The following is a 14,707-nucleotide window of genomic DNA, read 5'->3' as shown; positions in this document are numbered from 1 at the left end:
GTACAGGGAGCCTGTCATCAGGCCCCTTGAGATGCACCGCGTTAAACAATGCCAATAAAAAACAACGAGGATCTAGGGATGAACAACCGAATGACCCGTACCCGTTTAGCCTGCCAGCTGTCTGCTGTGGCAGCGCTGAGTCTGGTCGCGACAAGTGGTTATGCTGGCGATGCTTTCAGCGCTGATTCGCAGTGGATGACCGGAGACTGGGGTGGCGAGCGGACCCGGCTGATCGAGCAGGGCATCGACATCAAAATGGACTATGTCGGTGAGGTTGGGGCCAACTTACACGGTGGCTATAACGACAACAAAACGGCTCGATACAGTGATCAATTTGGGTTGGGTGCAGCGCTGGATCTGCAAAAGCTGCTCGGTTGGGACAATACCCAGGCCAAGATCCAGATCACCAATCGCAACGGTCAAAGCATTTCTAACGACCGGGTCGGTGACCCGCGTGCGGGCACGTTGAGTTCATCGCAGGAAGTTTACGGCCGTGGTCACATGGTGCGTTTGACTCAGTTGTATATTCAGCATCAATTTCTCGACGGCAAACTGGACGTTAAAGCCGGCTACTTCGGCGAAGGCGAAGACTTCAACACCTTCGCGTGCGACTTCCAAAACCTGGCCTTTTGCGGCTCTCAGGTGGGTAACTGGGCCACCAACATCTGGTACAACTGGCCGGTCAGTCAGGCTGCGCTACGCGTGAAGTACAACATCACGCCTGAGCTGTATGCGCAGATCGGCGCGTATAACCAGAACCCATCGCAGTTGGAGCACGGCAACGGGTTCAAACTCAGCGGCAGTGGTACCAAGGGCACCGTTTTGCCTATCGAACTGGTCTGGTCGCCAAAAATCGACAGCCTGCCGGGCGAATACCGTGTGGGTTACTACAAAAGCACGGCGCCTGCGGATGACCTGCGTGAAGATATTAATGGCCGTGACGCCGCAACTACCGGTGAAAGCTACCGCGTTCACAACAGCAAACACGGCTACTGGCTGGTTGCGCAGCAACAACTGACTCGTCATAACGGTGATGCTTCTCGTGGTTTGAACATCGCGGTTAACGCGACCTTCCACGACAAGGCCACCAACATCGTCGATAACTACCAGTCGCTGATGTTTGTCTACAAAGGGCCGTTTGATGGGCGACCAAAAGATGACGTTGGTATCGGCTTTGCCCGTATCCATGTAAACGACGATGTGAAGAAAAACGCCGAGCTGGCCAACGCTGCCATTGGTGTTAACGATTACAACGATCCGCTGTACTCGCCGCTGCGCTCCACTGAGTACAACTACGAGATCAACTATGGCTTCCATGTGACTAACTGGCTGACAGTGCGTCCCAACCTGCAATACATCGCCCATCCGGGGGGGGTGGATCAAGTTGATAACGCTCTGGTGGCCGGTTTGAAAATTCAGTCGGTGTTTTAATCGGGCTCGTTTATCCTTGCGTGCATCTGGCGGACAGCTTTGGCTGTCCGCTTTTTTTGGGGCAGCACACCCCGGCGGGCTGACCCGCATGATTTCAGGACTGCGGTATATGCATGAGCATCCGCTTCATCGCTTTTTTAAATCCAAGCGTGAGCAGCCGATTTTTCAATGGGAACGTTTTCAGCAGCGTGACGTATTGGTGATTGATCATCCCAATTGTCAGGCGGTGTTCAGTCGTCAGGGTGCGCAGCTGTTGCACTTTCGTCCAACTGGGCAAAAGCCTTGGCTTTGGTGTGCCGCTAAATGGCCGCAGGTTGGAGCAATTCGTGGTGGCGTGCCGATTTGCTGGCCGTGGTATGGCCGTCATCCCAGCGAAAATGCGTGGCCGTCCCACGGTTGGGCACGGTTGATCGACTGGAAGTTGCTCGACACCAGTAGCGACGAAGATGGCGTCACCCTGCACTGGCGTTTACAGCTGTGCGATTGGCAAGTTGATTTGCACGCGCGTCTGGGAGAAGACATGGCGTTGCGCCTGAGCACAGAGCATCAGGACGATGAACCTTGCCAGATGAGTCAGGCTTTGCACGCTTACTGGCGTATTGGTGATGTTGCCGAGGTAGCGCTGTCTGGGCTGGATGGCGTTGAAGGTTATGACCAACTGAGCCGCCAAACGTGTCAGCAAAAAGGTGAGTTGCGCGTAGAGGGGGGCTGTCAGCGAGTGTTCCAGCACGATGGCGAATTACACCTTAACGACCATGCGTGGCGACGGGCATTGAGTATTGATACCGGTGAGCGCGCCAACACCGTGGTCTGGCATCCGGGCAAGCGTCCTTTATTGGGGGTGAGCTGGAGCGAGGTGATGGGTTTTGTGTGCGTTGAGTCCACCAGTGGCGGCACTCAGAGCCAAACCCTGGCCCCCGGCGAGCAAGCGCATCTGAGCTTGCAAGCGCGGGCAGGGCTGGTGAGCGCCTGAGTCGTCGCGTGCTGGCGTGGTGACAAAGGGGCGCCACGTTGTGCTCAGTTAAACTCGTCCCCCACCGGGTAACGGCTGGCGTTGAGGCTTTCTTTGATTTTGCGCAAGTGCGGCTGAAAATCGACGCCACGGCGCAGAGTCATGCCGGTGGCCAGCACATCCAGCACGGTGAGCTGGATGATGCGCGAGGTCATTGGCATATAGATGTCAGTGTCTTCTGGCAGCGGGATATTCAGGCTTAAGGTGCTGGCTTTGGCTAAGGGTGAGTTTTCTGCGGTCAGGCCCAATACCGATGCGCCGTTGGCGCGTGCAATGCGTGCCACTTCGACCAGCTCGCGGGTACGGCCGGTGTACGAAATAATCACGAACAACTCACCGGTGTGTGCCACTGACGCAATCATGCGCTGCATCAGCACGTCCGCATGCGCAGTGACGGCCAGGTTGAAGCGGAAAAACTTGTGCTGTGCATCCAGCGCGACCGGGGCCGAAGCGCCTAGGCCAAAAAAGTGGATCTGCCGCGCCTGAATCAGCAAATCGACTGCGCGGCTGATCAGGTTTGGGTCCAAGGCTTGGCAGGCGCTGTCCAGAGACGCAATGGCGCTGCCAAAAATCTTTTGCGTGTAGGCTTGCGGGTTATCGTCTGCTTCGACTGCACGGCTGACATAAGCCGCGCCGCTGGCCAGACTTTGCGCCAGTTGCAGCTTTAATTCTGGATAACCACTGACACCAAACGAGCGGCAAAAACGATTAACAGTCGGCTCGCTCACCGATGCGGCCTGAGCCAGCGCTGCGATGCTGAATCGAGTTGCCTGCTGAGGATTTTGCAAGATCACTTCAGCCACTTTACGCTCGGCCTTGTTCAGCTCTTCAAGGCGGCCTTTGATCTGTTCGAGTAAATTTCGCACGCGGTCCATTTATGTTCCTTGGGTCGGCGATGCAAAGAGCGGCCCTAAAGCGGCTCGGGAAGGTGGCCTATCCTACTGATGGCTTGTAACGACCACTAGTAGCAATCTGTATTTTGAGAAAATGTTGTGTTTATTACTACATTTCTCCTTGAGTGATGCCTTGAAAAAAGGTATTTGTAGCTTAACTTGATAAAAGAACCAACATCATGCCTTCGATTACGGTTGAACCGTGCACCTTTGCCTTGTTTGGCGCTTTGGGCGACCTGGCGTTGCGCAAGCTGTTTCCTGCTTTATACCAACTTGATCGTGCCGGGCTGCTGCATGACGACACGCGCATTTTGGCGCTGGCGCGTGAGCCGGGTGATGCCCGCACGCATTTGGCACACATCCAAAGCCAGTTGCGTCAGTTTGTCGGTGATAAAGAAATCGAAGACCAAGCGCTTAGCCGTTTTCTGGCTCGCTTGAGCTATTTGCATGTGGACTTTCTCAAGGCTGAGGACTATTTGCCGTTGGCCGAGCAGGCTGCAACCTCACAACGCCTGATTGCGTATTTCGCGACTGCGGCAGCGGTGTATGGCGCCATTTGTGAAAACCTGTCGAAAGTAGGCCTGGCCGACAACACCCGTGTGGTGCTGGAAAAACCCATTGGTTCGGATCTCGACTCTTCGCGCAAGGTCAACGATGCCGTGGCGCAGTTCTTTCCCGAGAACCGCATCTACCGCATTGACCACTACTTGGGCAAAGAAACCGTTCAAAACCTGATTGCGTTGCGTTTTGCCAACAGCCTGTTTGAAACCCAGTGGAACCAGCGCTACATCTCCCACGTTGAAATTACCGTGGCCGAGAAAGTCGGCATCGAGGGCCGCTGGGGGTATTTCGACAAGGCTGGTCAACTGCGCGACATGATTCAAAACCACTTGTTGCAGCTGCTGTGCCTGATTGCGATGGACCCGCCTGCGGACTTGTCGGCCGACAGCATTCGCGACGAGAAGGTAAAAGTGCTCAAAGCTCTGGCCCCGATCAGTGCCGAAGGCCTGACTACCCAAGTGGTGCGTGGCCAGTACATTGCCGGTTACAGCGAAGGGCAGTCGGTGCCGGGTTATCTGGAGGAAGAAAACTCCAACACCCAGAGCGACACGGAAACCTTTGTTGCGTTGCGTGCCGATATTCGCAACTGGCGTTGGGCGGGCGTGCCGTTTTACCTGCGCACTGGCAAACGCATGCCACAAAAACTGTCGCAGATCGTGATCCACTTCAAGGAACCGTCACACTACATCTTCGCCCCTGAGCAGCGTCTGCAAATCGGCAACAAGCTGATCATCCGCTTGCAACCGGACGAGGGTATTTCTTTGCGTGTGATGACCAAAGAGCAAGGTCTGGACAAAGGCATGCAGCTGCGCAGCGGCCCGTTGCAATTGAATTTTTCCGACACGTATCGCAGTGAACGGATCCCAGATGCCTACGAGCGTTTGTTGCTTGAAGTGATGCGCGGCAATCAAAACTTGTTTGTGCGCAAAGACGAAATTGAAGCGGCATGGAAATGGTGTGACCAGTTGATCGCCGGTTGGAAAAAATCCGGTGATGCGCCCAAGCCTTATGCGGCGGGCTCCTGGGGGCCGATGAGTTCCATTGCCTTGATCACGCGGGACGGGAGGTCTTGGTATGGCGATATCTGATTTGAAACTGCCGCACGGTGTGACGGCCCATACATTCAAAAAACCGGCGGTGCTGGCCGAAGGGCTGGCAAAAGCGGTGGCCGAGCAACTGAACGCGGCCATTCAGACCCAAGGCGTCGCTACGCTGGTGGTGTCGGGTGGGCGTAGCCCGGTCGCTTTTTTTGAACACTTGCGGCATCAGCCGCTGGACTGGTCGAAAGTGGTGGTCAGCCTTGCCGACGAACGCTGGGTGCCGGTGGAGCACGCCGACAGCAATGCTGGGCTGCTTAAAAAACACCTGCTGCAAGGCCCGGCTGCCAAGGCGCGCTTTGTTGGTCTGTACAACGTTGCGCCCAGCCTGGGTGAGGCTGCTGAGCAAGCAGATCGCCTGCTGGCTGAGTTGCCGCCGATTGACGTGCTGATTTTGGGCATGGGCGATGACGGTCATACCGCGTCGCTGTTCCCCAATAGCCCCAATCTGGCCCAGGCACTGGATACCCACAATGCACGCCGCTGCTGGCCAATGCTGGCGCCGACGGTGCCGCATCAACGTTTAAGCATGAGCCTCAGCTTGTTGGCCAGTGCAAAGCACACGGTGCTGTCGATTCAAGGGCAGGCCAAATTGAACACCCTCAACGATGCGTTGGCAGGCACTGATGTTAATGCCTTGCCGATTCGTGCCTTTTTGCAACCCACGTTAGAGATTTACTGGTGCCCATGAGCCAAGGATCAGCTGCCATGACAACAACTATTGCGAACGTTTCGATGGCCGACAAAGTCGCCATGATCGACGAATTGTGTGCCAAGGCGCGAATTTTGCCGGTGATCACCATTGCGCGTAAGCAGGACATTCTGCCGCTGGCTGATGCGCTGGCTGCCGGTGGTCTGACCGCGCTTGAAGTGACCCTGCGTTCGGAATTTGGCCTGGAGGCGATTCGTGTATTGCGCGATCAGCGCCCCGAGCTTGTGACCGGTGCTGGCACCATTCTGGATCGCCACATGCTGGCCGCGGCCGAAGAAGCCGGTTCGCAATTTATTGTCACCCCGGGCATCACCCGTGACTTGCTGCAAGCCAGCGTCGCCAGCGATATTCCGCTGCTGCCGGGGATCAGCAATGCCTCAGGGATCATGGAAGGTTATGGCCTGGGTTATCGCCGTTTCAAATTGTTCCCGGCTGAAGTCAGTGGCGGCGTGGCAGCCATTAAAGCGTTGGGCGGCCCCTTTGGTGAAGTGAAGTTCTGCCCGACGGGAGGCGTTAGTCCGGCCAATATCCGCAACTACATGGCGTTGAAAAACGTGATGTGCGTGGGCGGGAGCTGGATGCTGGACAGCGACTGGATCAAAAACGGCGACTGGGCGCGCATTCAGGAATGCACCGCCCAAGCACTGGCTTTGCTGGATTGACCCTTTAGTTACGAATGTTTTGCATGTTCTACGGTTTTTCGGTGCGCTTGGTCGGCGCACCTTTTTTTTGCCTTTATTTTGTAAGTGCCGTCGAGGGCTGCGATCTTTAGAAAATCGCAGCCCTGCGAGAGGCATCACGCTCAGTTTTGCGACAGTTCGCGCAGTGCTTTGATCAAATGCTTGATGTCATCCACGCGGGTGGCAAACCCAACGGTGACTCGAATACAACTGCCACACGCCGAGCCGTCCCGCGCAACGGTGAACAGGTTGTAGTCGTTGAGCAGCCGTTCAACCATAGGTTGCTGGTCATCAAGATGCGTAAACCGCAGCGAGGCAATCGCGCAGTTCAGTCGCGGGTCATTGGGGGTGAGCACCTCAATGCCTGGCAGCTTGCGGGCCTCACTCACCCATAATTCACGTAAATAGTTCAGCCGCGCACCTTTGGCTTTTGCGCCTCCCAAGTCCTTATGCTCTTGCAGCACTTTGGGCAGCGTAAGCCACGCCGGGATGTTGACCGTGCCATATTGGGCGCGGTTGCGAATATCAGGCTCGATGTAACGATCCCCGCCCATGTCAGGATCAATGTCTGCCAGACGTTGCGGGTCGATGTACATGAAACCCAGCGTCAGCGGCGCGCCAATCCACTTGTGCAAGTTGTAGCCAGCAAAGGCTACGCCGAGGGTTGGCAGGTCAAAATCGATCTGGCCCAGTGCGTGAGCCCCGTCGAGGATCACGTCAACGCCGTGGGCATTAGCAGCTTCGACAATAGCCTCCACGGGCATGACTAGGCCGGTGCGGTGAGTCACGTGGGTCAGTGCCATCAACTTGATGCGCGGATGACGCTCAAACGCCTCGCGGTAGCTGGCCACCAGGCTTTCATGGGTGCAGGGGTGGGTGTGGGATATTTCGATGATTTCGAGCCCGCGCTGCTTGGCGACCCAACGCATTGCATAGTCAACGCTGTGGTATTCCAGATCGCTGATCAGGAGTTGATCTGCGGGCTGCAAGCCGTTGTAGTTGCGAATCAACGATTGCAGAGCGTCTGAGGCACAGCGAGTGAGGGCGATGCTGGCGTGTTCAACACCCAGTAAATCTGCCAACTGATCGCGAATTTCAGTGCTTTGGGTGTTATCAAAATGCTGGCGCACATACACCGAGTTGCTGCGGTTAATGACGTCGATATGACGCTGATAGTCCTGGGCTACCCCTCGGGTCATGCGCCCGAAGTAGCCGTTCTCAAGGTTGATCGGGCCGGGTGCGATGTCGTAGCGGTCTGCAATGTCGTGCCAGAAGTTTTCGTCGCGGGCGTTCTCTTCAATCCTTGGCATGGGGGCACTCTTTCAATGGCGAGGTTTGGGTTTTCCGTGTTTGGCGCGCAGCGGGTCGAGCAAGTCTGACAAGCCGTTGTGGTCAATCTCTTGCATCAAGGCCAGCAAACCACCCAGCTCACCGTGCGGAAAGCCTTCACGGGCAAACCAGTTCAGGTATTGGCCGGGAAGGTCGGCGATGATGCGGCCTTTGTATTTACCGAAGGGCATTTCGCGGGTAACGAGCAGTTCGAGTTTTTCAGGGTTCATGAAGCGGCCTTGGTGTGCGTGACGCGATGACATGGAAAATACAGGCATTCTGCATGGAGGCCAATTGACAGTTCATGCAAAAAAACCGGATACACCTTTTCGGGTTTTATATAAATCACTGATAAATAAGGGATTATTTTATTTTTCAATTCTGGCACGGGGACTGCAATCTAATCAGTACGATTCTCAACCCCGTAAGGAATTAGAACCATGACTGACATTAATAAAGAAGCCATCTCTGTCCTGAACGATTTGATCGAAACCAGCAAAGATGGTCAGGAAGGCTTCAAGACATGTGCTGAAGACATCAAGCATCCGGAGTTGAAGGCGCTGTTCGTCAAACGCTCTGCTGATTGCGCCACTGCCGCTGCCGAGTTGCAGGCCAAAGTACGCGAACTGGGTGGCGATCCTGAGACGACAACCAGTGTGGCCGGTGATTTGCATCGTCGCTGGGTAGACTTGAAGTCACTGGTGACTGGCAAGGACGAAGAGTCTGTACTCAATGAAGCTGAGCGCGGCGAAGACCATGCTCTGAAGGCTTATAAAGAAGCGCTGGATAAAATCAACAAACACAACTTGGTCAATATTCGTGATCTGGTAGAGCGCCAATACCACGGCGTACAGCGCAATCACGATCAGGTCAAAGCGCTGCGCAATCAGGCTCGCGCACGTGCTTGAGTAATATGAGTTAAAAAAAACGCCGGTTAGCCGGCGTTTTTTTATACATGCGTTTTAGCCGATGCTGATGGCTGGCAAGGTTGGCAGCGTGACCGTCTGCTGCTTGCGTGGGGCGAGGATTTCGGCTTCGCCATCAACCACCAACTCGTCGCGCTGGTTGAACACGCGGGTGGCAATGCGTACACGGAACTTGGGCATTTTTTCTAAAATTTCCAGACGCACGGTCAGGGTGTCCCCGATTTTGACCGGCTTCTGAAAGCTCATCTGCTGACCAATATAAATAGTGCCCGGCCCTGGCAGCTCACAGGCAACAGCAGCACTGATCAGTGCGCCACTGAACATGCCGTGGGCAATGCGCTCTTTGAACATGGTGGCAGCGGCAAATTCAGGGTCCAGATGCACGGGGTTGTGGTCGCCGGACATGGCCGCAAACAGCTGAATATCACGTTCCTCGACGGTTTTGCTGTAGCTGGCTGTTTGGCCAACTTCGAGGGCTTCGTACGGGGTGTTGGTAACCTGTGTCATCTAGCGCATGTCCTGTGCTGAGTGTTTGATTTCAAGATGTTGATTTTAGAGGCTTTTTTTAAAAAAGGTGTTGGGCTTATTCGCTTCGCTGCGGGCGCGAGTGGCCCAATGCCTGGTTAAGCCAGGCAATAACGTCTGCTGTCACCTCGTCGCGATGGATCTCATTAAAAAGCTCATGCCGTGCTTGGGGGTAAATAGTGAGCTGCACATTTCGATTGCCCGCATTGCGTAGAGCGTTGGCCAAAACTTCAAGCCGCTTGCCCTCGCTGACGGGGTCGCAAGCGCCGCCCATCACCAGCAAGGGCAGGGCCGGGTCAATCTGGGCGAGGTTGGATGCTTTACTGATTTGCTGCAACCCGCCGAGCAGGTCGATCCACAGTTGGTTGGTGCAGCGAAACCCGCACAGAGGGTCATGGGCGTAAGCATCGACTTGGGCAGGGTCCCGGCTGAGCCAGTCATACGCAGTGCGGTTGGGTTTGAAGGCTTTATTAAAGGAGCCAAAGGACAACCATTCAATCAGTGCGCTACGGCCTTTAGGGCCTTGGCGCCAGCGTTCGAAGCGGGCTATCAGGCTGGCACTGCGATAGAGCGCCACTGGCTGAAAATTGGAAGCGCTCAGAATAGCGCCGTGCAAGCTGGCGCTGTGATGCAGCAAGTACGCTTGGGCGATGTAACTGCCCATGCTGTGCCCCAAAAGAAAAATCGGTACACCGGGCTGGGCTTGGCCGATGTGCTGGTTGAGGCTGGCCACGTCACTGACGACGGCGCACCAGCCATCGTTGTCAGCGTAGTGCCCTAGCGTCCCGCGTTCGGCTGTTTTGCCGTGCCCGCGCTGATCGTGGGCATACAGCCCAAAGCCCGCATCACACAATGCTGCGCCCAGACGCGCATATCGACCACTGTGTTCGGCCATGCCATGAGCCAGCAGAACTATGGCTTTGGGCTTGCCCTCGGGCAGCCATTGGTTAACGAAAAGACCAGTTCGATCATTCGCATCCAGCCAAAAAGTGTCGTGGGTCATGGCGATTCCTTTGCGCAGTGTCGTAGCAGTGTATAGCGCATTTGACTGAGGGCGGCTGTACGGGCTTGATCACAGTAATAAGATTCAAGATGTAAATGGCGCCGATCCGTTTATTTGCCTACAACTTGATACCTGTTAACGTCCGCGAGTTGCGCTTTCCCTGCATCACAGATGCGGCCAGACATGCTCAGGTAAGAGGATAAAAATAATGCAACCTGATTTCTGGAATGACAAACGTCCTGCTGGCGTGCCGCTGGACATTGATATGACGGCCTTCAAGTCGGTCGTTGATGTGTTTGAACGCTCTTGCAAAAAATTTGCGGATCGCCCGGCTTTCAGTAACTTGGGCATCACGCTGACGTATGCCGAACTGGAACGCCACAGTGCGGCATTTGCAGGCTATTTGCAGCAGCACACAGACCTTAAGCCCGGCGACCGCATCGCCGTACAAATGCCCAATATTCTTCAATACCCCATCGCGGTATTCGGGGCGCTGCGCGCTGGTCTGGTGGTGGTCAATACCAACCCGCTGTACACCTCGCGAGAGATGCGCCATCAGTTCAAAAGTGCCGGCATTCGCGCGCTGGTTTACCTGAATATGTTCGGTAAGCGTGTACAGGAAGTGCTTGAAGACACCGAGATCGATTACCTGATCGAAGCCAAAATGGGCGATTTGATGCCCGCGGCCAAAGGTTGGATCACTAACCTGGTGGTCGATAAGGTCAAAAAACTGGTTCCGGCCTATCACTTGCCTCAAGCAGTCCCTTTCAAAAGTGCTTTGCGCAGAAGCGCAGGCCAGGTCATTGAGCCATTGGCCGTTACGCTCGATGACATTGCTGTTTTGCAATACACCGGTGGCACCACCGGGTTGCCCAAGGGCGCCATGCTGACCCACGGCAACTTGGTGGCGAACATGCAGCAAATTCGCGCTTGCCTGTCACAGCATGGCGATGATGGTCAGCCGCTGCTTAAAGAAGGGCGCGAGGTCATGATCGCGCCGTTGCCGCTCTACCATATCTATGCGTTCACCGCGAATTGCATGTGCATGATGGTGACCGGCAACCACAACGTCCTGATCACCAATCCGCGTGATATTAAGGGCTTTATCAAGGAGCTGAAAAACTGGCGCTTTACTGCGTTGCTGGGTTTGAACACGCTGTTTGTGGCGTTGATGGATCATCCCGATTTCAAAACGCTGGATTTCTCTCAGCTCAAACTCACCAACTCCGGGGGCACGGCGCTGGTCAAGGCCACGGCTGAGCGTTGGGAAAAACTAACCGGTTGTCGCATCGTCGAAGGGTATGGTTTGACCGAGACTTCGCCGGTTGCCAGTACTAACCCCTACGGTATTCAGGCGCGACTCGGCTCAGTGGGAATGCCGGTGCCTGGCTCCATCATGAAAGTCATCAATGATGACGGTGCAGAGTTGGGGTTGGGCGAGCGGGGTGAGTTATGCGTCAAAGGCCCGCAAGTGATGAAAGGCTACTGGCACAACCCCGAAGCAACCGCAGAGGTGCTGGACGCCGAAGGTTGGTTCCGTACTGGCGACATCGCGGTGATTGATCCCGATGGTTTTGTGCGCATCGTTGATCGCAAAAAGGATCTGATCATCGTCTCGGGATTTAACGTATACCCCAACGAAATCGAAGATATCGTGATGGCCCACCCTAAAGTCGCAAACTGCGCGGTTATTGGTGTGCCTGATGAACGTACGGGTGAGGCGGTCAAGTTGTTTGTAGTGCCGCGTGATGGTGGGGTCAGCGTTGAAGAACTCAAAGCGTACTGCAAAGAAAACTTCACCGGTTACAAGGTGCCCAAGCAGATCGTATTACGTGATGCGTTGCCAATGACGCCTGTGGGCAAGATCCTGCGCCGTGAGTTACGCGATAACGCCTGATTCGTTCAGTGTGGCGACACTCGCCCGTTTGCCGTGTGCAAGCGGGCGTTTTTATTGGTATGGCCTAACATAATTATTTTGCGCAGCAATGTTCATTGAATGCCCTGTATCACTTGGTTTAGAGCGGTTTTGGTACTTATAGAGCTTTTATACTAATAGTGACTTTGGATTGTAGGACAGTCAGGTTTGTGACTGTGGGGGCTTTCTTTGGCTCTAGGCGGCCTTTGGCAAAGCTGCTACTCTCGGCGCGCTTTGTGACTTCTCGGTAAGTAAGAAGCCATATGTATTCATTATAAAAATCAAACAAATAATAACCGCATCAAATGCGGTGAAGAATTCGCGTCGCTGAGGAGTGGGCTTCCATGATTGAAGGCTTTTGGAAGGATAAGTACCCAGCTGGGATTGCTGCCGAAATCAATCCAGACGAGTATCCGAATATTCAGACGGTATTGCGCCAATCTTGCCAGCGCTTCGCTGACAAGCCAGCGTTCAGTAACCTTGGTAAAACAATCACCTATGGTGAGCTCTACGAACTTTCTGGTGCCTTTGCAGCCTATCTGCAACAGCACACAGACTTGCAACCTGGCGATCGAATCGCCGTCCAACTGCCCAACTTGCTGCAATACCCGATTGCTGTGTTCGGAGCGATCCGCGCCGGTTTGATCGTGGTTAATACCAACCCGCTGTATACCGCGCGGGAAATGGAACACCAATTTAATGACTCCGGCGCCAAGGCGTTGGTGTGTCTGGCGAACATGGCGCACCTGGCTGAAAAGGTTGTGCCACAAACGTCCGTCAAATATGTGTTCGTCACCGAAGTAGCTGATTTGCTGTCGCCGTTCAAGCGCGTACTGATCAACAGTGTGATCAAGTACGTGAAAAAAATGGTGCCCGCTTATCACTTGCCGCAGGCCATCAAATTCAACGATGTGTTGAGCAAAGGCCAGGGGCAACCCGTCAAAGAAGCTAATCCGGTCAGCAGTGATGTTGCAGTGCTGCAATACACTGGCGGCACCACCGGTGTGGCCAAAGGTGCGATGCTGACCCACCGTAACCTGATCGCCAACATGTTGCAGTGCAAGGCGTTAATGGGGTCGAACCTCAACGAGGGCTGCGAAGTCCTGATTACCCCGCTGCCGCTGTACCACATCTATGCGTTTACCTTTCATTGCATGGCAATGATGCTGATCGGTAACCACAACGTCTTGATCAGCAACCCGCGTGACTTGTCGGCGATGGTTAAAGAGCTGTCGAAGTGGAAGTTCAGTGGTTTTGTCGGCCTCAATACGCTGTTCGTGGCGCTGTGTAACAACGATGCGTTCCGCAAGCTGGATTTCTCGGCACTTAAGGTGACCTTGTCTGGCGGTATGGCGTTGCAACTGTCGGTGGCTGAACGCTGGAAAACCGTAACCGGCTGCCCGATTTGCGAAGGTTATGGCATGACCGAAACCAGCCCGGTGGCTTCGGTTAACCCGATCCAAAACATTCAGGCGGGCACTATCGGCATTCCGGTGCCGTCCACGCTGTGCAAAGTCATTAACGATGCTGGCGAAGAGTTGCCGTTGGGCGAAATCGGCGAGCTGTGCATCAAAGGCCCGCAGGTCATGAAGGGTTACTGGCAGCGTCCAGACGCCACCGACGAGATCATGGACAGCGAAGGCTGGTTGAAGTCGGGTGATATTGCCATCATCCAGCCCGATGGTTATATGCGCATTGTTGACCGCAAAAAAGACATGATTCTGGTCTCGGGTTTCAATGTTTACCCCAATGAGCTGGAAGATGTGATGGCTTCGTTGCCGGGTGTGCTGCAATCGGCAGCCATCGGTATACCGGACGAAAAAACCGGCGAGCTGATCAAAGTCTTTATTGTGGTCAAGCCGGGCATGACCCTGACCAAAGAGCAGGTCATGGTCCATATTCGTGCGAACGTCACTGCTTACAAGGTGCCGAAGGTCATTGAGTTTCGCGAAAGCTTGCCGACGACTAACGTGGGCAAGATCTTGCGTCGAGAATTGCGTGACGAAGAGCTGAAAAAACTGGGCCTTAAAAAGTAAGGCGCCTGATACGACAAAGCCCCGCACGAGCGGGGCTTTGTTTTTTGTGGCTCAGGGTCTACGACCCTTCACAGCCTGCAGCAGCGACTACAGCAAAAACTGCGCAAAGTTAACGCCTGTGCCAGCAGGGCGAACGTCTTGCAAGTACGAGTCTTTGTCGGCGCTTAGCTCAAGGCTCATGGTCGGTGTGCGCTTATGCGTGGCGCGTACCACCATGCCTTCGCGTTTTTCACGCAAAAATGCTGTGGTGACTTTCAAGTGCAGCATCTGGTCGGTGCTTGGGGTGTGCAGCAACAGGTGCACCCATTCGTATTGACCGATGGCCAAACGGGCCAACGGAATATCGAACCACCAGATGTTTTTGTTGGTGTTCAGCGTAGCGAAATGACAGTTATTAACGCCGAGCACTGCGCCGCCAAGCTCTTGGTTTCTGCGGGCAATGGCCTGCTTTTTATCGAGTTTCATAACCTTCCTACAATTCTGGATCTTCAGCGCCATAGCCTGAATACGTTGCGCATTCTCGGGGGTTAGCGAGTAAACATAAAGCCAAACCTGCGCTGGGTGATGAAATGAACCACAGAAAATAA

The 14,707-nt window shown here is 54.6% G+C and carries 14 protein-coding genes; 8 read left to right on the top strand and 6 right to left on the bottom strand.

Features of this window, described 5'->3' with window-relative positions; genetic code table 11:
• Positions 1 to 78 precede the first annotated feature (78 nt).
• Positions 79 to 1,431 (top strand): carbohydrate porin, encoded by a 1,353-nt coding sequence (locus ACZRJQ_RS15865; RefSeq protein WP_463979272.1) that lies wholly within the window; start codon positions 79 to 81, stop codon positions 1,429 to 1,431.
• Between the two features lie 109 nt (positions 1,432 to 1,540).
• Positions 1,541 to 2,404: a D-hexose-6-phosphate mutarotase gene (locus ACZRJQ_RS15860; RefSeq protein ID WP_463979271.1), complete on the top strand. Its 864-nt coding sequence runs from the start codon at positions 1,541 to 1,543 to the stop codon at positions 2,402 to 2,404.
• A 44-nt stretch (positions 2,405 to 2,448) separates the two neighbouring features.
• Here ACZRJQ_RS15860 and ACZRJQ_RS15855 read toward each other — a convergent pair whose 3' ends face one another.
• Positions 2,449 to 3,309 carry a MurR/RpiR family transcriptional regulator gene (locus ACZRJQ_RS15855; RefSeq protein ID WP_463979373.1) on the bottom strand — a complete coding sequence of 287 codons (861 nt, stop codon included), beginning with the start codon at positions 3,307 to 3,309 and terminating at the stop codon, positions 2,449 to 2,451.
• A gap of 206 nt (positions 3,310 to 3,515) precedes the next feature.
• Here ACZRJQ_RS15855 and zwf point away from each other — a divergent pair, with 206 nt between their 5' ends.
• From zwf to ACZRJQ_RS15840, 3 genes are read left to right on the top strand one after another with little or no spacing between them, the layout of a single operon-like run.
• Entirely contained in the window at positions 3,516 to 4,985 is a 1,470-nt protein-coding gene (gene zwf / locus ACZRJQ_RS15850; RefSeq protein ID WP_463979270.1) for a glucose-6-phosphate dehydrogenase, read from the top strand.
• On the top strand, positions 4,972 to 5,685 hold the full coding sequence (gene pgl / locus ACZRJQ_RS15845) for a 6-phosphogluconolactonase (protein WP_463979269.1): 714 nt from the start codon (positions 4,972 to 4,974) through the stop codon (positions 5,683 to 5,685). The genes zwf and pgl overlap by 14 nt, the downstream gene beginning before the upstream one ends.
• Positions 5,686 to 5,702: 17 nt before the next feature.
• Positions 5,703 to 6,368 (top strand): bifunctional 4-hydroxy-2-oxoglutarate aldolase/2-dehydro-3-deoxy-phosphogluconate aldolase, encoded by a 666-nt coding sequence (locus ACZRJQ_RS15840; RefSeq protein WP_463979268.1) that lies wholly within the window; start codon positions 5,703 to 5,705, stop codon positions 6,366 to 6,368.
• Between the two features lie 140 nt (positions 6,369 to 6,508).
• On the opposite strand, the gene ACZRJQ_RS15835 is transcribed toward ACZRJQ_RS15840, so the two are convergent.
• Together ACZRJQ_RS15835 and ACZRJQ_RS15830 are read right to left on the bottom strand one after the other, a co-directional pair.
• The gene (locus ACZRJQ_RS15835) at positions 6,509 to 7,696 is read right to left on the bottom strand and encodes an aminotransferase class V-fold PLP-dependent enzyme (RefSeq protein WP_463979267.1); all 1,188 of its coding nucleotides are present in this window, start codon (positions 7,694 to 7,696) and stop codon (positions 6,509 to 6,511) included.
• 12 nt (positions 7,697 to 7,708) lie between these two features.
• Positions 7,709 to 7,945 (bottom strand): DUF3820 family protein, encoded by a 237-nt coding sequence (locus ACZRJQ_RS15830; protein WP_019693207.1) that lies wholly within the window; start codon positions 7,943 to 7,945, stop codon positions 7,709 to 7,711.
• Between the two features lie 210 nt (positions 7,946 to 8,155).
• On the opposite strand from ACZRJQ_RS15830, the gene ACZRJQ_RS15825 reads away from it, so the two are divergent.
• Positions 8,156 to 8,623 (top strand): ferritin-like domain-containing protein, encoded by a 468-nt coding sequence (locus tag ACZRJQ_RS15825; RefSeq protein WP_463979266.1) that lies wholly within the window; start codon positions 8,156 to 8,158, stop codon positions 8,621 to 8,623.
• A gap of 54 nt (positions 8,624 to 8,677) precedes the next feature.
• Here the strand turns inward: ACZRJQ_RS15825 and ACZRJQ_RS15820 are convergent, their stop codons facing one another.
• Together ACZRJQ_RS15820 and ACZRJQ_RS15815 are read right to left on the bottom strand one after the other, a co-directional pair.
• Positions 8,678 to 9,148: a MaoC family dehydratase gene (locus tag ACZRJQ_RS15820; RefSeq protein WP_463979265.1), complete on the bottom strand. Its 471-nt coding sequence runs from the start codon at positions 9,146 to 9,148 to the stop codon at positions 8,678 to 8,680.
• Positions 9,149 to 9,224: 76 nt separating this feature from the next.
• Positions 9,225 to 10,169, bottom strand: a complete 945-nt coding sequence (locus tag ACZRJQ_RS15815) for an alpha/beta hydrolase (protein ID WP_463979264.1) — start codon at positions 10,167 to 10,169, stop codon at positions 9,225 to 9,227.
• A 208-nt stretch (positions 10,170 to 10,377) separates the two neighbouring features.
• On the opposite strand from ACZRJQ_RS15815, the gene fadD2 reads away from it, so the two are divergent.
• Together fadD2 and fadD1 are read left to right on the top strand one after the other, a co-directional pair.
• Complete coding sequence (fadD2, locus tag ACZRJQ_RS15810; RefSeq protein WP_463979263.1) at positions 10,378 to 12,066, top strand: long-chain-fatty-acid--CoA ligase FadD2; 1,689 nt, start codon at positions 10,378 to 10,380, stop codon at positions 12,064 to 12,066.
• Between the two features lie 362 nt (positions 12,067 to 12,428).
• Positions 12,429 to 14,120, top strand: a complete 1,692-nt coding sequence (fadD1, locus tag ACZRJQ_RS15805) for a long-chain-fatty-acid--CoA ligase FadD1 (protein ID WP_463979262.1) — start codon at positions 12,429 to 12,431, stop codon at positions 14,118 to 14,120.
• Between the two features lie 87 nt (positions 14,121 to 14,207).
• On the opposite strand, the gene ACZRJQ_RS15800 is transcribed toward fadD1, so the two are convergent.
• Positions 14,208 to 14,585: a hypothetical protein gene (locus ACZRJQ_RS15800; protein WP_463979261.1), complete on the bottom strand. Its 378-nt coding sequence runs from the start codon at positions 14,583 to 14,585 to the stop codon at positions 14,208 to 14,210.
• Positions 14,586 to 14,707 lie beyond the last annotated feature (122 nt).

Source organism: Pseudomonas sp. E315 (assembly GCF_055406205.1).
The sequence above is the reverse complement of the archived record's forward strand: the minus strand, read 5'-3'. Positions and strand labels throughout refer to the sequence as shown.